This window comes from Methanococcoides sp. NM1, assembly GCF_900774285.1.
Lineage (GTDB): Archaea > Halobacteriota > Methanosarcinia > Methanosarcinales > Methanosarcinaceae > Methanococcoides > Methanococcoides vulcani.
Window position 1 is genome coordinate 14909 of the sequence record NZ_CAAGTW010000003.1, and the last position, 23318, is coordinate 38226.

At 42.3% G+C, this 23318-nt stretch carries 23 protein-coding genes; 6 read left to right on the forward strand and 17 right to left on the reverse strand.

Annotated elements, in window-relative coordinates; translation table 11 throughout:
* Positions 1–59 precede the first annotated feature (59 nt).
* The gene (locus E7X56_RS03560) at positions 60–254 is read right to left on the reverse strand and encodes a hypothetical protein (RefSeq protein WP_135604945.1); all 195 of its coding nucleotides are present in this window, start codon (positions 252–254) and stop codon (positions 60–62) included.
* A 111-nt stretch (positions 255–365) separates the two neighbouring features.
* Between E7X56_RS03560 and E7X56_RS03565 the strand changes: the two genes are divergently transcribed.
* Together E7X56_RS03565 and E7X56_RS03570 are read left to right on the forward strand one after the other, a co-directional pair.
* A complete protein-coding gene (locus E7X56_RS03565; RefSeq protein ID WP_135604947.1) occupies positions 366–1064 on the forward strand; it encodes a PspA/IM30 family protein in 699 nt (232 codons plus the stop codon).
* Positions 1061–1339: a hypothetical protein gene (locus tag E7X56_RS03570; protein ID WP_091688540.1), complete on the forward strand. Its 279-nt coding sequence runs from the start codon at positions 1061–1063 to the stop codon at positions 1337–1339. Before E7X56_RS03565 ends, E7X56_RS03570 begins: the two co-directional genes overlap by 4 nt.
* An 18-nt stretch (positions 1340–1357) precedes the next feature.
* Here the strand turns inward: E7X56_RS03570 and E7X56_RS03575 are convergent, their stop codons facing one another.
* The 3 genes from E7X56_RS03575 to E7X56_RS03585 all read right to left on the reverse strand — a co-directional run bounded on the left by E7X56_RS03575 (position 1358) and on the right by E7X56_RS03585 (position 3657).
* Positions 1358–1930 (reverse strand): hypothetical protein, encoded by a 573-nt coding sequence (locus tag E7X56_RS03575; protein WP_135604949.1) that lies wholly within the window; start codon positions 1928–1930, stop codon positions 1358–1360.
* On the reverse strand, positions 1930–2814 hold the full coding sequence (htpX, locus tag E7X56_RS03580; RefSeq protein WP_371413344.1) for a zinc metalloprotease HtpX: 885 nt from the start codon (positions 2812–2814) through the stop codon (positions 1930–1932). Before htpX ends, E7X56_RS03575 begins: the two co-directional genes overlap by 1 nt.
* 360 nt (positions 2815–3174) lie before the next feature.
* On the reverse strand, positions 3175–3657 hold the full coding sequence (locus tag E7X56_RS03585; protein WP_244603386.1) for a hypothetical protein: 483 nt from the start codon (positions 3655–3657) through the stop codon (positions 3175–3177).
* A 248-nt stretch (positions 3658–3905) separates the two neighbouring features.
* Here E7X56_RS03585 and E7X56_RS03590 point away from each other — a divergent pair, with 248 nt between their 5' ends.
* The 4 genes from E7X56_RS03590 (at position 3906) to E7X56_RS03605 (ending at position 9329) form a co-directional block, all read left to right on the forward strand.
* Entirely contained in the window at positions 3906–4259 is a 354-nt protein-coding gene (locus tag E7X56_RS03590; protein ID WP_135604953.1) for a hypothetical protein, read from the forward strand.
* Between the two features lie 288 nt (positions 4260–4547).
* The gene (locus E7X56_RS03595) at positions 4548–7556 is read left to right on the forward strand and encodes a response regulator (protein WP_135604955.1); all 3009 of its coding nucleotides are present in this window, start codon (positions 4548–4550) and stop codon (positions 7554–7556) included.
* Positions 7557–7584: 28 nt separating this feature from the next.
* Positions 7585–8670 (forward strand): mechanosensitive ion channel family protein, encoded by a 1086-nt coding sequence (locus E7X56_RS03600; protein WP_167879436.1) that lies wholly within the window; start codon positions 7585–7587, stop codon positions 8668–8670.
* Between the two features lie 83 nt (positions 8671–8753).
* On the forward strand, positions 8754–9329 hold the full coding sequence (locus E7X56_RS03605) for a YciC family protein (RefSeq protein WP_135604959.1): 576 nt from the start codon (positions 8754–8756) through the stop codon (positions 9327–9329).
* Positions 9330–9474: 145 nt separating this feature from the next.
* Here E7X56_RS03605 and E7X56_RS03610 read toward each other — a convergent pair whose 3' ends face one another.
* The 13 genes from E7X56_RS03610 to E7X56_RS03670 form a co-directional block, all read right to left on the reverse strand.
* On the reverse strand, positions 9475–10809 hold the full coding sequence (locus E7X56_RS03610; protein WP_135604961.1) for a hypothetical protein: 1335 nt from the start codon (positions 10807–10809) through the stop codon (positions 9475–9477).
* Between the two features lie 138 nt (positions 10810–10947).
* Positions 10948–12240, reverse strand: coding sequence for a hypothetical protein (locus E7X56_RS03615; protein WP_244603387.1), 1293 nt, complete (start codon positions 12238–12240; stop codon positions 10948–10950).
* A 146-nt stretch (positions 12241–12386) separates the two neighbouring features.
* Entirely contained in the window at positions 12387–13163 is a 777-nt protein-coding gene (locus E7X56_RS03620; protein ID WP_244603388.1) for a hypothetical protein, read from the reverse strand.
* Positions 13164–13186: 23 nt separating this feature from the next.
* The gene (locus E7X56_RS03625; protein ID WP_135604967.1) at positions 13187–13660 is read right to left on the reverse strand and encodes a hypothetical protein; all 474 of its coding nucleotides are present in this window, start codon (positions 13658–13660) and stop codon (positions 13187–13189) included.
* A 9-nt stretch (positions 13661–13669) separates the two neighbouring features.
* Positions 13670–14512 carry a hypothetical protein gene (locus E7X56_RS03630; RefSeq protein ID WP_135604969.1) on the reverse strand — a complete coding sequence of 281 codons (843 nt, stop codon included), beginning with the start codon at positions 14510–14512 and terminating at the stop codon, positions 13670–13672.
* Between the two features lie 20 nt (positions 14513–14532).
* Positions 14533–15141, reverse strand: coding sequence for a hypothetical protein (locus E7X56_RS03635; protein WP_167879437.1), 609 nt, complete (start codon positions 15139–15141; stop codon positions 14533–14535).
* A gap of 1 nt (position 15142) precedes the next feature.
* The gene (locus E7X56_RS03640) at positions 15143–15643 is read right to left on the reverse strand and encodes a hypothetical protein (protein ID WP_135604971.1); all 501 of its coding nucleotides are present in this window, start codon (positions 15641–15643) and stop codon (positions 15143–15145) included.
* A 45-nt stretch (positions 15644–15688) separates the two neighbouring features.
* A complete protein-coding gene (locus tag E7X56_RS03645) occupies positions 15689–17797 on the reverse strand; it encodes a FlaD/FlaE family flagellar protein (protein WP_135604973.1) in 2109 nt (702 codons plus the stop codon).
* A gap of 388 nt (positions 17798–18185) precedes the next feature.
* Positions 18186–18803 carry a V-type ATP synthase subunit D gene (locus E7X56_RS03650; RefSeq protein WP_135604975.1) on the reverse strand — a complete coding sequence of 206 codons (618 nt, stop codon included), beginning with the start codon at positions 18801–18803 and terminating at the stop codon, positions 18186–18188.
* 21 nt (positions 18804–18824) lie between these two features.
* The gene (locus E7X56_RS03655) at positions 18825–20210 is read right to left on the reverse strand and encodes an ATP synthase subunit B (RefSeq protein WP_135604977.1); all 1386 of its coding nucleotides are present in this window, start codon (positions 20208–20210) and stop codon (positions 18825–18827) included.
* Between the two features lie 2 nt (positions 20211–20212).
* Positions 20213–21949, reverse strand: coding sequence for an ATP synthase subunit A (locus E7X56_RS03660; protein ID WP_135604979.1), 1737 nt, complete (start codon positions 21947–21949; stop codon positions 20213–20215).
* Positions 21940–22239 carry a V-type ATP synthase subunit F gene (locus E7X56_RS03665; RefSeq protein ID WP_091688572.1) on the reverse strand — a complete coding sequence of 100 codons (300 nt, stop codon included), beginning with the start codon at positions 22237–22239 and terminating at the stop codon, positions 21940–21942. Before E7X56_RS03665 ends, E7X56_RS03660 begins: the two co-directional genes overlap by 10 nt.
* Entirely contained in the window at positions 22239–23312 is a 1074-nt protein-coding gene (locus E7X56_RS03670; RefSeq protein ID WP_091688574.1) for a V-type ATP synthase subunit C, read from the reverse strand. Before E7X56_RS03670 ends, E7X56_RS03665 begins: the two co-directional genes overlap by 1 nt.
* Positions 23313–23318 lie beyond the last annotated feature (6 nt).

A 23318-nucleotide genomic window follows, 5' to 3' on the forward strand; every position in this document is an offset into this window, starting at 1 on the left:
TATATTTCTCTAGTATCTCTATACATCATTTATTTTCACCTCTTCTTCATAGCTACCGCTCACCCAACAACCCGGCTATACCTCATCGTATTGTGAGTAGACAAAACAGATGCACGCTTGTTAACTCCCAGTTCCCTGAACTCTTTGTTAAGATGATCAGCTTCCCGGATAGTCTCAACAATTATCTTTTCAAACTTTTGAGCTTTTGATTCTTTTTTCTTCATCTCAACAAAAAACCACAACCTCCCTTTCACCAATCATCTCCAAACCCCACTGGAACTAAAATTAGAAATAGTAAATCGGCTAAATAACATATGATAGTTAGTTCTGATGACTAACATGCACATAATAACGGGAGGGAGTAAATGAGTCTATTTAATAGAATGGAAACCGTCCTCAAGGCGAAGATGAACAAGATCGTCAATCGCATGGAGGACCCCAGAGAGACACTTGACTATTCCTATGAGAAGCAACTGGAAATGTTGCAGGGTGTAAAAAGAGGGGTGGCTGAGGTAGCAACCTCAAAGAAAAGACTTCAGTTGCAGCGCTCAAAGCTGATGCAGAGCATTGACAAGCTTTCCGGGCAGGCAAGGGATGCCATTAAGAGTGACAGGGAAGACCTTGCAAGGCTTGCACTTGAGCGCAAGGGTGCACTGGACCTTCAGGTACAGGGACTTGACCAGCAGATCGCTGACCTTGAAAAGGAGCAGGATAAACTGGTGGCTGCTGAGAAGCGTCTTTCAACCAAAGTAGAAATATTCAGGACGAAGAAAGAGACCATCAAGGCACAATATACGGCTGCTGAATCCCAGGTGAAGATCAATGAATCCGTATCAGGGATCAGTGAGGAAATGGCGGATGTCGGTCTTGCTGTTGAGAGAGCAGAGAACAAGACCGAAGATATGAAGGCACGTGCCTCTGCCCTTGATGAGCTCATCGAGACAGGTACCCTTGATGACATTACAAGCAGTGGTGATGACATCGATAGGGAACTTGCAAAGATCAGTGCGGAATCGAATGTCGAGACGGAGCTGGCAAAACTCAGGATGGAGGAAGGAAAATGATAATCAGGATAATGGGTGAAGGGCAGTTTGAGGTCCCCGGAAGTCTGTTCGACGAGCTCAACATCATTGACAACCGGATAGTGGACCTTGTAGGCAAGGAAAATGAAGCTGATTACAGGACTGAGCTTTCAAGGCTCATTAATGTGATCAAATCGAACGGGAAGCAACTTGATGATGCAAGCATTGTGGAATCCAACATCATTGTCCCGCCTGAAGACCTGAGCCTACAGGAAGCAAAGGAGATCTTTACCGGAAGCGGTCTTCTCGAAGACTGAAATCTTCATCTTTACTTTTTAGAATGGCATTCCCCAGAGGGGATACCATTTCTCTACATTTTTCTCGACCGGCAGCTCGTTCTCTATAAGGGCTTTGAGCCTGAGCTCCGTGGAATTGTCCCTTTCCTGTTTGCCCCGTGGTACGAAGGGGTAGTAGCTGCCCTGCTTGAAATTATAGATCCAGTAGACCGGTCCCTCGCTTTCAAAACGGTACACTGCGCACAGGATCTGTTCTGAAAAACCCTGCTCGATCAGGGTCTGGCTGATCATATGTATGTTCGTGACAAGGTCCTCGAAATCTGCATCATCCAGGATCACCCAGAGGAAGTTGTACTTGTCTTTCTCGATGCGGTAATTTGTCCCTGTCTCCTGTGTGCTGTAGCTTAACAGCTCCTCGATCTCCTTTCTGGTATTCTCATACTGGGAAAGGGACATGGACTTGAAACAGATGCCTGCCTGGCCGGACGGGTGCAGGTTCAGGTTCACCTCCATGGTGATCACTGCCGTTGAGATCGCGAACAGCCGCTCCGTATTTGATGGCGGCAGCTTGCTCCTGCCTAGCAGGGAATCGAACATGCCTTTAAGTCCCATCAGAACTCAAGCTCCTGTTGTAGCTTTTCAAGTGCTGCAAGCCTTTTTTCCGTGGATGGGTGGGTCGAGAGCAGGCTCATGAAAGAACCTGAAACTGCAGGGATTATGAAAAACGCATTCATACCCTCCACTGACCTAAGGTCATCCTGGGGGATGCGGGGCATGATGCCGCTTATCTTCGTAAGTGCCGATGCCAGGTTGGAGGGCTGGCCTGTGATAACAGCAGAACCTCTGTCAGCCGCAAATTCCCTGTATCTGGAAAGGGCGCGTATCAGCAGGAAACTGATGACCCATACAAGCAATGACACGATCCAGATCGCGATAATGCCGCTGGATTCCTTTCTTCTGCCGCCCATACCTCCGAATCCGCCAAAGTAGAAACTGTACCTGACGATATAGAATGCAAGGGTCGATATGAAACTGGCTATGGTGAGTATCGCCATATCCCTGTTCTTGACATGGCTCAGCTCATGTGCAAGGACCGCTTCCAGCTCTCCCTGGTTTAGTTGGTCCATCAGGCCTGTGGTCACAGCAACCACTGCATTCTTTGGACCTCTGCCGGTTGCAAAGGCATTCGGGATCGATGTGTTCACCACTGCAATTCTGGGAATTGGCAGGTCCGCTATGGCACATAACCGGGTTATGGTCTGGTGAAGTTCAGGCTCCTCATGCTCGGAAACGATGGTTGCATGCATGGTCCAGAGGACCAGACGGTCTGAGTAGTAATATTGTGCTCCCATGAATACGCCTATGAACAACAGCATAAACATCTGGGGAGCACCCGAATAGAACAGGAATGCCAGAAATAGTAGGTACACTGCCGCCAGCAGGAATAGTGTCAACAACATCCTGCCCTCAAGTCCCCTGTCATGTTTCCATTTCAAATTGATAACCTCTTATCTTCACATAAAATATATTCGATATAGTATTCATAAATGTATCTTAACGTAAACTTATACTGAGCTGACATATTATAAATATATGCAATGTTTTTGCATTTTGATAGTAAAAGGTGCCATGGATCACAATCTTAAGAATATAGACCTGACAATTCTTCGTGATAAGCTCATAGTCATCACAGGACAAAATAAGATCATTAGATCGTCCTGATGAATATGCAAGCACGGTCACTTCTGCTTTGATCTTCACAAAGCATGTCGTGAGATCTTGTCAGTAAAATTGTAAAAAAAGATTCACGGGTCTTGGGAGGCCCAACAAGATCTCTCTGGAGAGTAATCCGAAGTTCAGAGCACTCTGGTAAAGCCACCGATCTTTTCATCGCATATTTTTTTGTGTTTTTCTTCTTCTGCGACAAGGTGTTTCATATCTTTTATGAATTCTTTCCTGTTCTTTTCTTCAGGGAATACTTCTTCCAGGACAGCAGGGTCTGCTCCAGTTATGTTGTGATACATGTCCCTTGCAAGTACTTCATATTTTCTTATCTCACTGAACATCTCGTAGATATTTGTCCTGTTAAAGTCAAACATTTTGTGGGGAATTCCTCGGGGTGCAGTTCTTGGGAGTTCAATGTTTGCCACGTTGAGCCATTTTTCAAGGATCAGGGCGTGTTTGTCTGAATCATTAGACAGGGTTTCCAGTGCTTCCAGATGTTGTCCTTCAAGCTCGATTCGTGCTTCCCATGTTGCAAGCTGTTCCATTTCAATTTCAATCCAGTACATTCTTTGAAGCTGCAGGACTAGAATTTCTTTTTGATTGATGTTTTCCAACCGGATCTCTCCAAAATAGCTGATATCTTGAATATCTTTTTTTATCTTATATAATCCTACGCGGTAGGTGCATCGGGGAAATAGTTATAATGTTTCGAATTCCTCGATTTCAAACAAATCCTTTAATTTATTTGCCCTTTGTAATTATATATTTAATTTTAAACGTAATATAGACCGCAGAATATTTATTTGATTAGTAGGAATTGGTTTGTTGGTTAGATATTTTATTTTTGTGCGTGGTGTGCGAAATGAGCAAAATACTGAAAGCTGTAGATGCTATGTTCAATTCTGAAGAATTGATCACTGATGTGAAAACATTGCAAGATACGCTATTTTTTAAGTATAATCAAACGTATGTATGGTCAATACAAAAGGAACTCGGCGACTTTTATCTAATTTATTATGTAAATCATGATGAAGTAAAAAATGTTATTGATGCTATCAAGTACATGCCTAATGACCCGGGACCCTATATTTCATACAGTTCAAAAGATTATAAATCCACTGAAAATGGAGATAATTTTGCCGAATTATATCAGATAGTAAAAGAAAAGCTGTATAATATTGATACGGTATTGGATAATATAATAAGTGGTGAATAACTTTCACTTATTTATTTTCTTTGATAAATATTCGGGTATCTTTTTCTTTTCGTTCTCCTTGATCTACTCTGAATGCAGTTTATCCTTTACTGATGTTTCATCAAAATGACAAAAAACAGAATCTGTCCCTTTTCTATGGGTTATAATATATATAATAGCAAAAACAATCCCTCTATGATGTAACAAAGTTACATCTATTCGATGTAGCTCTCCACCTCTGGAAGTTGCATTACATCATTTCAATTATTACTCACATAGCATCAGTATCCCGGATACTGGAAAGAAACAATGGATGATCAAGTAAGAAAAACGGACAAAGACGTGTCTGTCATTTCTAATGGCTGTCATTTTTGCTTTGTGTATAAGGATACGGCACAGCTGGCCGATTTTCTGCAGGATTACATCATGTCAGGTCTCGATGGCAACGAATTATGCATATGGATGACTCCTGATGCGGAAAGTGCTACAAAGGCAAAAGATATGCTCAAAGAAAGGGGCATCTATATCGATCCTTATCTTCGTACATCCCAGCTTGAGATCATCCCCATCCCGGAATTACCCGGAAATGATCTGAAATTATTGCCCTCTCTTCTGCTTGATCACTGGAAACTTATGCAGGATCAGGCTATACTGAATGGTTTCGATGGTCTTCGTTTTAATGTGGATCTGCAGAATATTGAAGGTTCCGGGCCGGAATACCTTACATCTTATGCCGATATTGTAAAAGATACGGTCAGTGAACTTGGGATGAGGTCGCTTTGTACCTGTCCTCTTGATATTTTCTCTCCTTCTGAGGTCATCGACCTGATGCACAGGAATGACAACATTATAATGAACGTGGATGAAAAGAACCTTTCATTCAAGGAGAGTGCATTGGATAGCAAGCCGGAAAAATCAGTATATCAGGAACCAATACGAAAGGATGAAGAACTCAGTTCCATCTATCACAGCAGTCCGGCCATTGCATTCCTGTGGAAGACCGAGAAAGGATTCCCGGTTGAGTTCGTGTCGGATAATGTGAGCCAGTTCGGATATGATGCATCGACCCTGATGTCTCATGACATCCTCTATGCTGATATTATTCATCCTGATGATGTAGAAGGCTATTATTCAGATCTTCTTGAATGCTTAAAAGAAAATAAAAGGCATTTCTCCAAAGAGTATCGAATTCTGGATCGAAATGGGGCTGTCCATTGGATATCTGAGCATTCTCAGCTGGATATTGTGGAAGATGGTGTTAGTGATCGCTATCATGGCATCGTCCTGGATATTACTGAAAAAAAGTTTGCTGAGAACGAACTGAAGGAATCGGAAGCAAAGTACAGGGCACTGTTCGATGGATTCAGTGATGCTGTTTGTCTGCAGAAGCCCGATGGGGCTTTCCTTGAGGTTAACAAGGTCGGGCTTGAACTGTTGGGTTACACGCATGAGGAATTTCTTTCTCTCAATTCAGGATCCCTTTTACTTCCCGATCGTTTTGAGGAGTTTAAAGCCCATATAGCTGAAGTGCTCGAGAATGGACATTCGATATTTGAGACCCTCCTCCTGAAAAAGGACGGATCCAGTGTACCTGTGGAGATGAATGCCAGTCTTATGGACTACAAGGGCAAAGACGCCATTCTCATTACCTCGAGAGATATCACTGAACGCAAGAACAAAGAGGAAAACGTGTTAGTTGCAAAGGCTAATGCTGAAACCGGTATTATTGCAAAAAGCGAATTCCTGGCCAACATGACGCATGAGCTCAGGACCCCCTTAAATGCGATCATCGGTTTTTCCGATGTTATGCTTGAAGAATCATCCGAGGCTCTTAATGAAAAGCATGTGAAGTACCTGCATAACATTTCAGATAGTGGTAAGAAGCTTCTTGGTATCATCAATGACATTCTGGATATTTCAAGGATTGAATCCGGGAATATGGAATTGCACTACGAGCATTTCCTTGTTTGGGAATCCTTTGATGTGGTTTGCTCTCTGCTTGCTCCGATAGCCGAAAAGAAAAATGTCGATCTGCACTCAGAATTAGATCCTCGGGGTATCATCATTAATGCTGATAAGCAGAAGTTCGAACAGGTCCTGCAAAATCTGGTGAGCAATGCAATAAAGTTCACTCAGGCAGGTGGTTCTGTTGATCTCAGTGCAAGATTCGTTGAAAGCAGGTTAGTGGTCCAGGTAAAAGATACTGGTATTGGTATTTCTGAAGAGGATCGTCAGTCCCTTTTTAAGTCCTTTAGTCAGGCAGATGGCTCCCACCGTCGGGGTTACGGTGGTACCGGTCTTGGCCTTGCAATTGTCAGGCATTTTGTGGAAATGCATGGTGGAAATGTCTGGGTCAAAAGCAAACCTGGCGTAGGAAGCACTTTTTTCTTTGATATGCCCATTGCAGTCACATCGCCTCGTGCAGCGAAGTCAATAACTCAGCACCTCATTCCGGAGATCGCTCAGCAAACAGTTCAGGATAATTCCGGACATATTAATAGTGATGCGATCGATGAACTGGCTGAAAATGTCACTCCTGAAATAATAGTTCCTGATAAATGCACGGATAGTGATCCTCTGGTGCTTGTTGTTGAGGATGATGAAAGGTCGCGTGAGCTTTTGATGTTAACTTTTATTGATGGTGGTTATCGTGTTGTGTCTGCCGGAAATGGTGTGGAAGCTGTGGCTCTTGCCAGAAAATTGAGACCATTTGCTATTACCCTTGATGTAATGTTACCTGAGATGGACGGCTGGACTGTACTTCGCCATTTGAAAGAGGACGAATCTACCTGTGAGATACCTGTAGTGATGATCTCTATGATGGACCAGAAAGAAATTGCTCTGGAACGTGGTGCAGTGGATCATCTGACCAAACCATTCGATCGGGAATATCTTTTGAAATTGATGGACAGGTACAAAGAGAAACTGGAGCGAAAGAACCCGAAGATCCTGTTAGTTGACGATGAGCCTTATGCGGTAGAGCTTCTCTCGTCCATGATGGAACCGGAAGGCTTCTCCATATTACGTGCATATTCAGGCACGGATGCAATTGATATATGTACGGAAGAACAGCCTGATATTGTAATACTTGACCTTATGATGCCACAGGTCTCCGGATTTGATGTGATCTCCGTATTAAGGTCAAACCCTGAAACCTGGAATATTCCGATCGTGGCATGCACTGCGCGTGATATCACAGCTAAGGACCGGATATTCCTGGACCGGAAAGTAAATTCCATTATGCAAAAAGGGGTTTTCAGCAAAAATGATCTTCTTGATACTATTCATCGTCTAAGTTCGGATGTTGTGTCCAAATAAATATATATTTTCGTTCCAATTGTACTTTATGACATTCAATGAAACAGTATCCATATATGCCCAGCAAATATTCGGGTCACTTTTTGGTGCAATTGAATACAAGTTAGCATTGGCAGCCTCGATAATGGTATTATCGGTGATACTTGCTTATCTGGTAGATATTATTTTCAAGAAAGTTCTTCTGCATTTTACCTCAAAGACAAAGTTTGAGATCGATGATCTTGTGATCAAGGCAGTGAAACGTCCTATACATTACACTGTGATCCTGATGGGCGCTTTCCTTGCACTTTCCGTGATAAGTGGTCCAGAAAGTTACCTGTTATTTTTCAATGACGTATTGTTGACCATATTGGCATTGATCTGGATCTTTACATTGATCAATATCAACAAGATACTCTTTGATAATGTCCTGCCATCGGTAGTAAAAAAAACAGAGACGAAGGTCGATGATGAAGTTCTCCCACTTCTGAAAGGCATCTCCGATCTTGTAATTGGTCTGGTCGGTATTGGCATGATCCTCGAAGGGATATGGGGAGTGAATATTATTCCTTTGTTTGCATCTGCAGGTATTGTGGGTATTGCTGTGGCATTTGCTGCCAAGGATGCTATTTCACAGTTCTTCGGCGGTCTTTCCATCTATTATGACAAGCCTTTCAAGAACGGTGACCGCATCGAGATAGGCGATGGCCAGATCGGGATCGTAGAAGAAGTTGGTATCAGAAGTACCAGGATCCTTGATTTCTACAATAATATGATCATTATCCCGAACAGCATAATAGCAAACAACAAGATCATAAATTATACGTCACCTCAGCCCAGGATGATGATGAAAATAACCATGGGAGTTGCGTATGGTTCTGATGTCGCAAAGGTAAAAAGGGTCCTATTGGACATCGCAAAGAGCATAGACCTTGTTCTGGACTACCCTGAACCATCTGTACGTTTTGATAACCATGGGGATTTCAGCCTTGATTTTGCATTGATCTTATGGGTGAGGTATCCTTCAGAGAAGTTCAGTGTCATAAATGAAGTTAACACGCTGATAGACTCAGAGTTCAGGAAAGAGGAAATTGACATACCATTCCCCACATATACGATCCTTAAGCAGCAATAAGTTCATTCTTTTCATTCTTTTTTAGTGAGGCAGTTGCAAAATTATTTATGTTTATGCCTCCATTTTATTTTTGAGGTGATATTGTGGATTTTGAAGGTATATTCAAACGATCGTGGGATGTTTTCAAGGAGAACATTGCTGCTTATGTCGTAGCTACATTGATAGCTTTTATTGGTTCCATATTCATTGTGACCATTGCACCGCTTTTCTATGGTCTTGCCTACATGGCCGTGAAAGGTATGGGCGGGGAAAAGGTCGAGATCAATGACCTGTTTGAAGGTTTCAATAATTTCGTGAAGAGCTGGGTGTTCTTCATTTTATTTGCCATTATAGTGGGAATAGGATTTATGTTCCTGGTACTTCCGGGAATCGTGCTTTCAATCCTTATGATCTACGCACTCCCTCTTCTCGTGATAAGGGGTTATGGCGTAATGGATTCCATAAAAGAGAGTATTGAGATCTCCAAGAACAACTTCGTCGACACTCTTGTGCTGGCTATCATCCTGTGGGTTATCAGTGCAATAGGCGGTATGACCTATGTTGGTTCTTTACTGACCACGCCCTTTTACTTCCTTGCATTGGTCGCAGCTCTTGAAGCACAGATGGGTGCAGAAGGGTCCTATACTGCCGAGTATACGGAAGTCTCGGACGTTGAGTGAGGGTATTTAAAAATAGTACTTTTGGGTCATAGTTGCGTTGGCATTATGACCCGATTTGATTTTTGATTGTTTTTTTGGTTTACTCCACGGTTACATCCAGCTCATTTTGAGTGATGTGCAGATAGGTAATATAGTTCCCCATTCCCTAATAATTGATAGTAACTTCAGATGTGCTGTAGTCTACCGGGTCTTTGCCGGTATTGGATCCAATATTGAAAACAACACGGCTATCCTCTGTTATTAGTCTGAAGTAATGCTGGGTAAGATCGTCGATTGAAAATGATGTGTTTCCATCTGCTATCACAGCAGGCCACGAAAAGGCTGGGTCAGCACCATCTTGGTTTGGTGGTATGTATTCCATCATAAAGGAATCATTTGTGAAATCCACAGTTGCATACTGGTCAGCATTGTTACCACTCACAGGGTAATTTTGTCCTCCTTTCCATTTTTCTATATAATCGGAGCCGACAGCGGTATCCTCATAGGTGACTTCTACATACAATTGCTTATTTCCTTGTTTTTTCTGCAAATCATATGAGAGTGTCCGGGTTCCGGAAATTGCTGTTACAGCATAGTTATCTGGGTTTAATCCGGCCGAAGCCACAGCTTCAAAGTCAAAATAGAACTCAGACACTGGCTTTGGATAGTTTATTGAATCTTGACATACCTGGCCTACTTTTAGCTTGCTCGCGAGTGACTGTGTTCCCATTGGGGGTTGTGTAGTGAAAGAAATAATGGCTGTTTTGTTTTCATCATCCTGTGTTGCACTGGTATATGTCATTGAATTGGCATAGTTTGCCCATGCTTTATAGTAGTCGCTTTTGATATAGACAATAACCTTATCAAGATGGTCAGTAGGATTTGTTCTGTTGACGGAAAGCGAAGTGTTCGGGTACAATATGTGTGGTTTGTTGTCAGATATGACATTAATCGCTGTATTGCCTGTACCGGTTGCGGATGAGTTGCCATTTACGGTCATTATTGGCAATGTGAGTGTTACCCCATTATAATGTAACTCAGGTGGTGATACCATAACAGTTCCACCTTTTGATCCATAGTCTGACCATACTCCTCCACCTTCATACGCTATCTTTCGATCATCTTTAACATATTCTACAGTACCCAATGAGCAGTTGAACTCCTCTGTCATATTAGTTGTAGTATTGATGATCTGGATCGTCATGGTGCCCCGCTCAGCTTCACCTGGCCCGTTTACATTTATCTCGCCACCCATAAGGGACACAGAAGTTGTTTGGCGTGGTGACTCTCCTAGTGCTACTTTACTTATGCGGGAGTCCAGAACGGTAAATGCCTGCTCTACTTTCTGTGCCTTTGCGCTGTCCTGCATATCATTGAGTACAGGGACATTATATACTAATATAATACCAACGGCAATGATGGCAAGTGAGTACATCAATAACAATCCAACAACTGAAGAAACCGCTTTACAAGAGTCAAATGGTCTTTGTTTAGTCCCCATATCCACCAATCCCTATTTATATAACCTTGGTCATCAAACGTTTTACTACATTAATTTATACTCTCAGCATACTTATCTTTTTGTGTAGTATACTGGATTTTTTGTTGTCTGAGATCCAGTATTTCTATTATGTAGAGTTCAATTTACTACGTATGCATTCAACTCATTTTGAGTGACATGTAGGTAGGTGATAACATTTCCCAGTGAATCATAATTGAGAGTTACCTTGGATGTACTATAATCCATAGGGTCCTGTGAACCACCATCCAGACTGAATTCGATCGGATCTTCCTTTGTCATCAATTTTATGTAGTGCTGTGTGATATCATCCAGTGCGTATTGATCATAACCTGATGTGGTATTGATAACAACATTTGGCAGTTCACTTGTAGTGTTGGAAGGTCCCCATGAGAAATCTGTATCTGCACCATCTTGTAGGGGTGGATCATATTCCATAATGAAAGATTCGTTTAGTAGATCTACACTTGAGAACTCCTCTGCTTGCTCTCCTCCTATCGAAAATACGTCTATACCTTCCCAATGTTCTATATAGTCAGGACCTACCGATGTATCCATATAGGTGACATATAGTTCCAATTGATCAGCACCTCCCTTTTTTTGTAAACTATATGTAAGAGTCTTTGTTCCGGAAGTTGCTTTCATTTCATACTTCTTTGGGTTTAATCCCTGAGATTCCGCAGCTTCAAAATGAAAGTTGAAATCGTGGACTGGTTGCAAGTTGGACTTATTTACCTGACCCATTTTTATTTTATTTGTGAGGCTAAATATTCCCATTGGAGGGGTTGTATAGAATTCAATGATGGCTGTTTCGTTTGCATCATCAACTGTTGCACTGGTGTAAATCAACGTATCTGCATAATTAGCCCATGCATCGTAGTACTGGCTTTCAATGTAGACAATGACCTTGTCATGTACAACGGGATTCTTTCTTAGGACAGAGGCTGAAACATTCGGATACAATATGTGTGGTTTGTTGTCAGAAGTGACAGCAATGTCAATATCACCTTTACCGCTGGATGATGACCTGCCATTGATAGTCATTATTGGTAATGTGAGAGTTACTCCATTATAATGAAATTCTGGTGGGGATACCATAATAGTTCCACCCTTTGATCCATAGTTTGACCATACTCCACCGCCTTCATATGCTATTTTTCGATCATCTTTGATATATTCTACAGTGCCTAGTGAACAATTGAACTCTTCTTTTGTATTATCTGTTTGATTGATGATCTGGATCGTCATCCTTCCCTTTTCAGTTTCATCCGGGCCGTTTACATTTATACTGCCTCCGCCAAGGGTTATGGATGTTGTCTGCAGGGGGGATTCTCCAAGTGCCACTTTACTTATACGTGAGTCAAGAATTGTAAAAGCCTGCTCAACTTTTTGTGCCTCAGCATCGTCTTGCATTTCAGCAATCATGGGAACGCTGTAGAGAAACATCACAGTAATACAAATGATTGTAATTGAGAATATGAGCAATGATCCAACAACAGATGAAACGGCATTGCATGAAGTGTATAATTCTTTTAGGCATTTCATCTGTTATACCTACCTCATTCGATACTCATATCAAGTGATGATTTTAGTACATGTACATCGATGTTTTCAGTATAATCTTTATGTGCATGTACACTGGATTCTGTATTGTTTACTTCTACCTGCATTTCCAGGGTGTCTCTCAAGTAGTCTTCCCAGGCGGTATAGTATACACTCTTGATAGTAATGTCAACTGCTGAAACATTTTGGTAGCTGTAAACCGAAGGCACCCCATCTTCTCTTGCTATTACTCGTATAAGTCCTTTTCCTGCAATTCCATCTGTTCCCCGAATTGGGGCAAAAGGTATCACAAGCAGATTATCGTTAAAGACAAACTGGGGTTCTCGTACCATTACGGCATCGCCGGTTTGGTATTTTGCCCAAACTCCAGTATTCTCATATGATATGGTTGTACCTTCAAATTCGTTCTGTAAAGATCTAATTTGACTGTCTATCGCTGTCTGATTTTCCTTTGCAGGAATCGAGGAATTCCATGTTTGCAATGTCATATTCATATGGCTGTCACTGGTGACCCAAATTCCGCCTCCGTACATTTTAAGTTCCACGGATTGGGAGGGTGCATTGTCAAAGACGACCTTATTTACGTTCTCTCCAAGAACTATGAAACTTTGCCTGATGTTCTCTTTGTGTCCACTTTCCTGCAGGTTTTGAAGGGCAGGGAATCCTGCAACTGTTATTACAGTTATTGCAATGAGCATGATCCCAAGTATGAGTACTACATCAACTACTTCTGATACTGCATTATCCGATTCAATTATATTTTTTCTTACCATATATATCAGAACCTTTGAGTTGATCAGTAGATTTCGACCATATTTGCTGTGCTGTTATATATCATGTAATGTTCCTCTGATGCACTGCTTATGGTAGTACTCATTAGCTGGATGTTTCTCATTTCATAAGGTATTTTTACTCTTGTTTCGTCACGTCCATGAGACTCAAATACCATCTCATTAGTCTGGTTTGAAAATTCAACAGAATAATAGTCATTTGCTACTTTCAGAGGCAATAGCATCTCATATTTTATTTCATCAACCTCTCCGCCTGCAGAGCTGGTAATGTTCACTATAGTTTCCATCTCTGTAAGCTGTAGTGCAATGTTATTTCCATGGATCTCAAATTCTTCTCTCATGACCGTATGCTCTGCCTGTTCCATCATATTGTAGGATGCATTCATTACAAGTACAAAAGTAATGACTGTTATTGAAAATGTAAGTATGAATCCAACAGATGTTGCTACAGCTTTGTTGTCATGGAATATTTGCTTCATGTTCGATCCTCATGGTACTGTGATAGGTATTGATACATTGATCTTGTTATTGCTGGAAGCGATATTTATCGTTGCATTGACCACTTTGTATCTTTCTTCGACAAACAAGTTCCCATCTGCAAGTCCGCCGGAGATTTCGTAGTATCCCATAGCATTGCTTGAGTTCATAAATTTGAGCTTATAGATATCACTTGCTGTAGAGGCGCTAAAGTTGAAGTCCGATGCACCGCCATTGATCTCATTGCCAGTAATATTCAGGTATATGTTTGATCCGGTCTTAGAGTATGTCTGACCTGGTACAGTTATAGTGATATTGCTACTATCATTGTATACTTTCATGAACCAGATCGATGTACCGGATTGGTTTATTGCACGCACTTCGTATGCATTTGCTGCATCTCCAAGTTTGGATGTATTTGTCAGATCGATCATGAACTTGTTCGTTTGACTTATGTTTTTGACAAGAACCCATTCAGGGTTACCTTCATAGAGTCCATTCTCGGTAAAATATGCATCACTGAGTGTACTGTTATCGAAAGAAAACGAATATCCTTGGAATGCATACAGGGCTGATGCTTCAGTTGCATAGCTGTCCATATATTGTGTAAATACAGACTCATTGATCGGTACTGTTCTATTATTTGTAGCATTATAGTAAGCAGCCCTTGTCGCCTCATCTGCCATCTGGGCAATGTTAGATATCTCATAATTACTAATATCACTGGTGGATTCCGATGCCATGTTGCTTGCATAGATGATATTGCTCATCATTATTGTTGAAATAACCAGTGTGGACCCTATGGCAAATGCAGCAAGTAACAGCAATTGTGCGGAATCATCGAACTTTCTCATGTTAACATCCCTTATTTATTTTACATACGCCATAAAGTAAGTTTCACATCGACTATATTGTAGAGGGCAGTTGTAGTATCAATGTCTGGTATGCTGGTAGTGGTTTCATAAAATGTAGTATTTCCAACATCTGAATCAGACAGTAATACTTTCCTTGAGATAATTACAGCATTGTCAGAGGGATCTCCATTGTATATATAGTAATTTTCTCTTCCTGAAGCCGTGGAATAACTGAATTGGATATTGTGAGCTATTCCATTCTCCACTGCAACGAGTTCCAGCATATCTACTACAGTTCCATTAAGCGAATTGCTCTTATTATCATCGGACTGGTAATTTGTGCCGTTCCAAACATACATTTCCCCGTTCCAGTTAATAATCTCATTTTTCAGGTCGGAGTTCTGTCCATATGGTGCATGGTCAAGTGCAGTTAGCATATCCTGGCCCATTATGTATATCTGGGATTCAATGTGGGCATTTGCAGTTGATGAAGTGAGTGGTGTAAGCGATGTTGCTTGGACTGCGAATAAAAGTATGGCTACCATTATGGTTGCAGCCATTATGGCTTCAAGTGTATGCATCTGTGCGCCCTGATCATCTCTAATGTCAAATATTCTTTGAGATATCATCTTACCACACCCTTACTGATAGTATGGCTGTTTCAGTTTCTCCAGTATCAGAATCTTCAATAAGGACAATACGTTTGGTTTGTCCGATATTATCGGAAAATGGAAGTGCTTTTCCTGCCATACGTACTTCTGTACTGTTATCTAATGTTACATTAAGTTCATATCTATGATATTCGCCTCTCAGCCCCAAGGCATCTGCTTCATTTTCATAATTGCTGGAAAGCAGATCAAAATAATCATTAGTCTTGTCTCCATCAATGAGATTTGGTGTATTGATGTTTCCTGCACTGATCTCCTTCTCAGTTATGGATGTTGCAACGCGGTCAGCAACAAGAGTGATCTCATCAGAATTGGACTGGAACGGTGTGAAGAGTCCTGCTGAATACTGGAATATGAAGAATAATGCAACAATGAATATGGTAATTCCCATCAGGTAATCGATGGTTACCTGTCCTTCATCATTTCTTCGAAGTTTTCTATTGAGCAGATTAGGTTTGTTCATATTCTTCATTGTTCCTTTCTGGGATATTTCCGGATGCATGGATTATCATATACCATATATCTCTGTACCCTTCTTAACTTTTTTGATATTTTTCTCGACGATGGACAACCGGTTCTTATCTACTTTGAGTCCTGCGAGCTGTTCGATGAACCAGATGGATTTTACATGGTCATCAGGTGCGAGCTTCCAGTCGGATTTCTCGATGTAATAATCGAGACCTTCTGCATATCGCATAAGTTCAAGGCGAATATCTTCACTGATCCACCCAAGTTCCTCATAGTAGGAAAGGATGTCTGCGAGGTGGTTACATCCGACAAGTTCCATAAGAAATTCAAGCCATTCCATACAGAGCTTCATATTAGTAGAATTTTTGATTATATTGTTCAGCTGGACATTTTCACCATTTGCACGATAACTTCTTGCCCCAAGGTTCTTAAGCTCTTTCTCAACAAAATCTGTTAGTGATAAAAGTTCATCTTTGAGCAATTGATCTTGTGCTTCACTGTCAGACCTGAGCTCCTTATTTGCGTTATGTGTGTTTTCCACACTTCTGATCAGGTCAGCAGTGACTGAATGGAGTTCAAGCATGCTTTTTTGGGATTCGGCCTGTATGGTGTTCATTGCAGCAAGTGTCTGGTCCAGTTCATCTATGCGGTTATTTGTCTCAAATATCTCTGCAGACCTTGAATTGCCGAATTCAGTTAATTTCTGCATCTGATTTAGCATAATGCCGTAAGAGCCTGTAAGTTCCACAATGTTCTGCTCAATGGTGCTAAGTCCGGTCTTAAGTTCAACATTATCGGTATGAATGCTTTCCAGTGTGATCTCAAATTCATTGAGACGTTCTTCCAGGAATTCTATCTTTTCTGCAGACTCATCGACTCTCATATTGATAATGGAACTGGACTTATCCCCATCCCTTTTCATGGAATTGATAGAGCCTTCCAGTGTATTTATCGTGCCAGAGATGTTTTTAATATCCTTGCTGAGGTCTTCATTACCCTGCTTTGAATGGGCAAGTTCATCTTTTATTATTTGTATCTTTTCGGAGGAGTATCCAATATTAAGATCGCTATCCGGATCAATAGGAGTACTTGTACGTTCCGTTTCTGTCACGTTATTTGAATCTTCGGATAGTAACTCGTCAAATTGAATGCCAAGTGGCTTCCATTCGGTAGCATTCTCAATATTTTGCGGGTCGATAGGAATTACCTTTCTGATCTCTTCTAATGTCGGAGTATCTGTATTTTCATAAGGTAAACTTCCTTTTTTGCCGGAAGTGAGATCCACATTTCTTTTTACTGGTTCAGTAACGTCTTCCTCTATCTTAACTTCTGATGCCGGAGGTTGCCATTCTTCCATTCTATCAAGAAGTTTTCTCTTGTGAGTGAATCGTTTGAATGTGTTTGTAATTAATGCCAGTATCCCGTTCTTATTTGTGTCAACTATATCCTCTGATTCCTGTGATACATTTTCCAGGGTTGAACTCATATCAGGTGTTGCTGGCGGGAATAATGGTGTTCCTGATCCCGAATTTCTTTCTGTATTTGTATGGGATTGCGTTCTGGGTTCAGGTGGTTTGAATGGATCATATGTCGTATTTTTCGGTATGGTTTCGAAAGGCTTCCTTTCAAATTCCTGAGGCGGTTTATTTTGATCAGTAGTAAAGGATGCTTGATCCCCATAAGGTGAAAATGAGCTGCTGTTATCATCTTCTGCCGGGAGATCCGGTTCAAACAAGGGCAATGACCTCTTCCTTGATCCAGTGCCTTTTTCAGGAATGGTTTGCTCATTAGCTGTGGCAGTGATCCCATTGATCGGACCTTCAGCTGTATTTTCCTGAATATTGATAGCTTTTTTTAGATCCTCGTCTTCCCTTTCACCGTTAATAAAAAGTGGTGTGTCAATATTAACCGAGTCCAAGTTTCGGTTCTCAATTCCATCGATGATCGAAATTTCGGGTTTAGGATCGTGTTGATCTACTGGATTAATATGGATAGTACTATCTGCAACAGTCCCTGGATCTTTATTTTTCGGGTTGCTTATCGGGGTAACAGTTGTATTTGCCAGAAAAGGAGCGTCCGCTGTAGCTTCTGTTCCAAAAGGAGAAGTGTGTTCCTTTTCTTTTTTATTTCCCCACGGCAGTTCACTCATTGCAGACCAACTTTTGAGTTTAATATAATTGCTCTCTGGAGTCTTTGAGCTTGTAAGTAAGCTCTTTATGTTACTCAGAAGACACAACGATTTTGTTAAATTTGCATAGCTCTGCTTATTATATGTTTGATTTTTATTTAAGGCTTACTGATTATAATGATGGTGATGAGTCCAAGTTATTTGCATTAACTGACACTTTCACTACTTACAGGTTTATGTAAGACTTAAGGTTAAAATAAATTAAAAGATAGCCCAGAACCAGCATACCAAGTGAAACTATCCATGCCCATCTCAATATGCGAGCCAGATTCTCAGGCTGTGTTAAAATAAAAAAAAGTCTGTCGGCCAGGTTTGGCCGATCAGAGGATTTGTGCTGCATGAGAAAGCCTTATGCTTTGATCCTCTTCAAGCGGAACGTGTTTTCTCTTTCCATCTCTTCAAGACGAAGACTGATGAAGCTCATACCTTCCTTCAGTTCAGGTATGACCTTGAACTCAAGTGCATTGACACGCCTTTTTGTCTTTTCGATATCATCAAGAAGCTTTTTCATGGTTGTCTCGATCTCTGCTGCCAGAATGATCTTTTCAACCAGGATCTCATATGAATCGACGGCTTCATCAATGTAGGAGCTTGTTCCGAGAATTCCGTATCCACGCTTGTTTATGAGTTTACGCACACTTGAGGATTCGATCTTTGGCACTACTACGCCCATGATGTTGTGGCTTTCGAGCTCGATCTGAGGTGCATCCTTCATTGCGAATGCTGTGGATTTGACAGTCATCCTGCCTTCCACAGATTCTGCGATACCGATCTTCTCATTGGCCTTTTCATAGGCAGCATCCAACTCTGAACGTACATCCTTTGCCTTGCTTAAGATATCAAAGAACTCAAGGATAAGACCATCCCTCTTCATCTTCAGCAGCTTGTGGCCACCTTCTGAGAGCTTGATCTTCTTCTTCAGGTCAATGAGTTCTGATCGAGTTGGTTTAACGTCTTTTGCGCCCATTATAGATCCCTCACTATAGTATCACTCACTGGTCTTCTGGTGAGCAGGGTGGTACTTTTCAATGTACTTGTTATCGATCCTTGTGAGTTGTGCTTCAGGCAGCTCTGAAAGGATCTCCCATGCGACTCTTAATGTATCGTCGATGGTACGGTCCTCATCCCTGCTCTGGCGAACAAATCTGTCTTCGAACAGATCTGCGAACTCAAGGATCTTCCTGTCTCTTTCGGACAGTGCTTCTTTACCGACGATAGCAACCAATCCACGAAGGTCACGACCTTCTGCGTATGCTGCATACATCTGGTCAGACACTGCCTTGTGGTCATCTCTTGTCTTTCCGTCTCCGATACCGGAGTTCATAAGACGGGAAAGGGATGGCAATACGTTGATCGGTGGGTAGATACCCTTCCTGTGAAGTTCACGGGAAACCACGATCTGTCCTTCGGTAATGTAACCCGAAAGGTCAGGGATCGGGTGAGTGATATCGTCACCAGGCATGGTAAGGATAGAGAACTGGGTAACAGATCCCTTTAAGCCTTTGATAACACCTGCTCTTTCATACAGCGATGCAAGATCAGTGTACATGTAACCTGGGTAACCACGTCTTCCTGGAACCTCTTCTCTTGCTGCACCCATCTGACGCAGTGCTTCACAATAGTTTGTGATATCTGTCAGGATAACGAGTACGTGCATGTCATGCTCGTATGCAAGGTATTCTGCAGCTGTAAGTGCCATCCTTGGAGTGATGATACGTTCGACAGCAGGGTCGTCTGCAAGGTTAAGGAAAACAACAGCTCTTTCAAGAGCACCTGTCTTCTCGAAGTCCTCCATGAAGTACTGTGCTTCTTCGTTGGTGATACCCATTGCAGCGAAAACCACTGCGAAATTTTCATCGCTTCCTGGAACTTTTGCCTGTCTTGCGATCTGAAGTGCGATCTCGTTGTGTGGAAGACCTGCTCCGGAGAAAATCGGAAGTTTCTGTCCTCTCACAAGGCTATTTGTACCATCGATTGTGGAGATACCTGTCTGGATAAAGTCCTCTGGAGGCATTCTGGAATATGGGTTCATTGCTGCACCGTTGATGTCCACTCTCTCGTCAGGAACGATACGTGGTCCACCATCGAGTGGTTCACCGGCACCTGAAAGGATCCTTCCAAGCATGTCCTTTGATACTGGCAGCTTGATGGTCTCGCCACTGAAGACTACACCGGATTCTTCGTTGAGTCCGACTGTACCTTCGAAAACCTGAACGACTACCATATCTGCAGATGTGTCAAGAACCTGACCTCTCTTGGTGGTTCCGTCCGGCAGGTTGATCTGAACAAGTTCACCATACCCTACAGGTTCTGTCTTCTCAAGGAAAATCAGAGGTCCGGAAACCTCTACGATCGTTTTGTATTCTTTGGTCATGTTCAGTTGCCTCCGAGCTGAGCAAATTCTTCATCCATCTTTGTCATGACTACATCCAGTGCACCCTCGAAGTCCTCTTCGTACTTAACTTTTGCCAGTTCATCCTTTGACTCGATAGTAATGATCTTGTTCATTGGAACTCCTGACTCAAGTGCAGCTGTTGCCATCTCACCGTACTTTGTGATAGATTTGAGAAGCTTGTACTGCTTTTCAAATGGACAGTATGTGTCGACAGGGTGGAACGCATTCTGCTGGAGGAAGTATTCCCTCACCATACGTGCGATCTCAAGGGTCAACTGCTGGTCTTCCGGAAGTGCATCTGAACCTACAAGCTGTACGATCTCCTGCAACTCGGATTCCTGCTGCAAAAGGTCCATTGCATTGTCCCTGAGGTCGGTCCAGTCAGCTGCGACATTTTCGGAGAACCAGTCTGCAAGACCCTGAGTGTATAGACTGTAACTTGTCAGCCAGTTAATGGATGGGAAGTGTCTTCTCTGTGAGAGCTTTGCGTCAAGAGCCCAGAACACTTTAACGATACGAAGTGTGTTCTGTGTGACAGGCTCGGAGAAGTCACCACCAGGTGGTGATACTGCACCAATAACTGTAATTGAACCGTCAAGTCCTGCAAGTGAGTTCACGGAACCAGCACGCTCATAGAACTCTGAAAGCCTTGCTGAAAGGTATGCTGGATAACCTTCTTCACCAGGCATCTCTTCAAGTCTGGATGAGATCTCTCTCATTGCTTCTGCCCATCTTGAGCTTGAGTCTGCCATGAGTGATACATCGTATCCCATGTCTCTGTAATATTCTGCAATTGTGATTCCAGTGTAAACTGATGCTTCACGAGCAGCTACGGGCATGTTGGATGTGTTTGCTATAAGAACTGTCCTTTCCATAAGTGGACGGCCAGTCTTTGGATCTTCGAGTTCAGGGAACTCGTTCAGTACCTCAGCCATCTCATTACCGCGCTCTCCGCAACCAATGTAGACCACAATATCTGTGTCACTCCATTTTGCGAGCTGCTGCTGTGTAACTGTCTTTCCTGATCCGAATGGACCTGGAATTGCAGCGGTACCGCCTTTTGCGACAGGGAACATTCCGTCAAGGATCCTCTGACCTGTGATCAAAGGCTTGGTTGGCATGAGCTTCTTAGCTACAGGACGTGGACCTCGTACCGGCCACTTCTGCATCATTGGAAGCTCGGTTCCATCAGCGAGTACACATACAGTTTCATCGACCCTGAAGCTTCCGCTCTTGATCTCTTTTACTGTACCGGATACTGTTGGTGGGAGCATGATCTTGTGCTCGATGTTTGCAGTTTCCTGAACAACACCAATAACACTTCCACCTTCTACAGCATCGCCGTTGCTTACTGTTGGCTTGAACTCCCATGTCCTTTCACGGTCAAGTCCGTTTGCAGTTACTCCTCTCTCAATGAAGTTGCCCATCTTTTCCTGCAACACCTGGAGAGGTCTCTGTATACCATCATAAATACTTTCTAATAATCCGGGTCCAAGTTCCACGGATAAAGGCATACCAGTGTTCACTACAGGTTCTCCCGGTTTGATACCGGACGTATCTTCATATACCTGAACAGTGGCCTTTGCGCCCTGGATCTTGATTACTTCACCCATCAGTCCTTCGTGACCTACCTTGACCACATCGTACATTCTCGGTTTAATTCCTGTAACTGTGACGACCGGTCCTGCCACACGATAAATTTCACCATTTACTTCCACAGATCTACACCTACCGATTGTTTTATCTTTTCCCTTAAGTTTGAGCTTTCACCAGTTCCTCCGAGAGTAACGACTGTTGGCTCAACAGACTCACTTAGAGTGTCTCTCAAAATTTCCGGTAGTTTGTTAACGTCATCGCCATGCATGACAAAAATGCCGACATCGGAATCCTTTAGGACCTTTGTGACCATGGATTCCAGCTCATCATCTTTGGCTTCGTATATTTTTTTGACACCAGCCAGTCTGAATCCTGTAACAAACTCGCTGTTACCTACTACTGCTAATTCCATTAGATCACCAACTGGTTCCTGATTATTTCCTCATCAAGATTCGCTGCTTTTCCACGCAGTATAATGCGCAGGTTGTTCACTTCATTCTTCTTGTTCAGGACATAGTCCATGATCGGAACAATGGATAGTGGGTACATATGTGAAAAGCTTGCAGCGGATTTGATGCTGTGTCTTGTGAGTTGAGTTTCCAGATCGACCAATGAATCCATTTCCGGGCTCACTATGTCAGAGATGTCTTCCCAATATGGATATTTTTCAAGTGAATTGATAAATTCACTGAAAGGAAGAGGCAATAGCTTTTCGATCTCTTTCATGCTTAAATGAAGACCGCCCTCAAGAATGAGGTCTGCAATTTCGTCCTCGCCGACACCTGCTTTCTTTAACCTAAAGAGTGTACTGAGATTCTTTATATCGATCTCTGTACGGATGAACTTTGAGAACAGCTTGCGGTCATTAGACCCCGGAGTGCCGATCGCGTAGAACATTCCGTTATAGTACTCTTTGTCAAGCTGGTTTTCAATAGCAGAGAGGTTTGTCCCATCATATCCTTTTAATGTCGGGTAATAATCGGTCCCACTGAGAGCATCGATGACACTTTCATAGGATTCTTTTTCTGCAAGGCTTGACAAAAATGTATAAGACAGTTGTCCGGCTGCTACGAGACTATCGTTGATCTCTTCTACTGATGCATTACAATACTTTCCACGTAGGATCGTTTTGATGCTCCATATGTCGTATTTCTTTAAATATTCAGAGATCAGGTAGTTCAACTCGCCTTCTGATATATTGATGATCTTTGTAAAAGTGACACCCAGGTTTCTGTTCAATGCATGCTCGAACAGATCCACGCCGTCATATACTCTTGCCAGTTCGTCGACATCCTGCTTATATTGTGATTCTTCGATGAAACGTGTGATCTCATCAATGCCCATGTTCATAAGTCGGGGATAGGTCTCCCTTGGAAGAAGATTGCTCTTCATCGCTCGAACACGTGCTGTCGCATAAGCATAATTGGAGCCACTTCCGCGGTGAGTCGGACTACTTTTCCTTTTTAATTTTTGCAAAAGCCGCATTTTGAT

What these genes read in the sequence shown, in the direction of transcription:
- E7X56_RS03565 (WP_135604947.1), top strand. Translation starts at nt 366, where the DNA reads ATGAGTCTATTTAATAGAATGGAAACCGTCCTCAAGGCGAAGATGAAC.
- E7X56_RS03570 (WP_091688540.1), top strand. Translation starts at nt 1,061, where the DNA reads ATGATAATCAGGATAATGGGTGAAGGGCAGTTTGAGGTCCCCGGAAGT.
- E7X56_RS03575 (WP_135604949.1), bottom strand. Translation starts at nt 1,930, where the DNA reads ATGGGACTTAAAGGCATGTTCGATTCCCTGCTAGGCAGGAGCAAGCTG.
- E7X56_RS03590 (WP_135604953.1), top strand. Translation starts at nt 3,906, where the DNA reads ATGAGCAAAATACTGAAAGCTGTAGATGCTATGTTCAATTCTGAAGAA.
- E7X56_RS03595 (WP_135604955.1), top strand. Translation starts at nt 4,548, where the DNA reads ATGGATGATCAAGTAAGAAAAACGGACAAAGACGTGTCTGTCATTTCT.
- E7X56_RS03600 (WP_167879436.1), top strand. Translation starts at nt 7,585, where the DNA reads ATGACATTCAATGAAACAGTATCCATATATGCCCAGCAAATATTCGGG.
- E7X56_RS03610 (WP_135604961.1), bottom strand. Translation starts at nt 10,809, where the DNA reads ATGGGGACTAAACAAAGACCATTTGACTCTTGTAAAGCGGTTTCTTCA.
- E7X56_RS03615 (WP_244603387.1), bottom strand. Translation starts at nt 12,240, where the DNA reads ATGCAAGACGATGCTGAGGCACAAAAAGTTGAGCAGGCTTTTACAATT.
- E7X56_RS03620 (WP_244603388.1), bottom strand. Translation starts at nt 13,163, where the DNA reads ATGGTAAGAAAAAATATAATTGAATCGGATAATGCAGTATCAGAAGTA.
- E7X56_RS03625 (WP_135604967.1), bottom strand. Translation starts at nt 13,660, where the DNA reads ATGAAGCAAATATTCCATGACAACAAAGCTGTAGCAACATCTGTTGGA.
- E7X56_RS03630 (WP_135604969.1), bottom strand. Translation starts at nt 14,512, where the DNA reads ATGAGAAAGTTCGATGATTCCGCACAATTGCTGTTACTTGCTGCATTT.
- E7X56_RS03635 (WP_167879437.1), bottom strand. Translation starts at nt 15,141, where the DNA reads ATGATATCTCAAAGAATATTTGACATTAGAGATGATCAGGGCGCACAG.
- E7X56_RS03640 (WP_135604971.1), bottom strand. Translation starts at nt 15,643, where the DNA reads ATGAACAAACCTAATCTGCTCAATAGAAAACTTCGAAGAAATGATGAA.
- E7X56_RS03645 (WP_135604973.1), bottom strand. Translation starts at nt 17,797, where the DNA reads ATGAGTGAACTGCCGTGGGGAAATAAAAAAGAAAAGGAACACACTTCT.
- E7X56_RS03650 (WP_135604975.1), bottom strand. Translation starts at nt 18,803, where the DNA reads ATGGGCGCAAAAGACGTTAAACCAACTCGATCAGAACTCATTGACCTG.
- E7X56_RS03655 (WP_135604977.1), bottom strand. Translation starts at nt 20,210, where the DNA reads ATGACCAAAGAATACAAAACGATCGTAGAGGTTTCCGGACCTCTGATT.
- E7X56_RS03665 (WP_091688572.1), bottom strand. Translation starts at nt 22,239, where the DNA reads ATGGAATTAGCAGTAGTAGGTAACAGCGAGTTTGTTACAGGATTCAGA.
- E7X56_RS03670 (WP_091688574.1), bottom strand. Translation starts at nt 23,312, where the DNA reads ATGCGGCTTTTGCAAAAATTAAAAAGGAAAAGTAGTCCGACTCACCGC.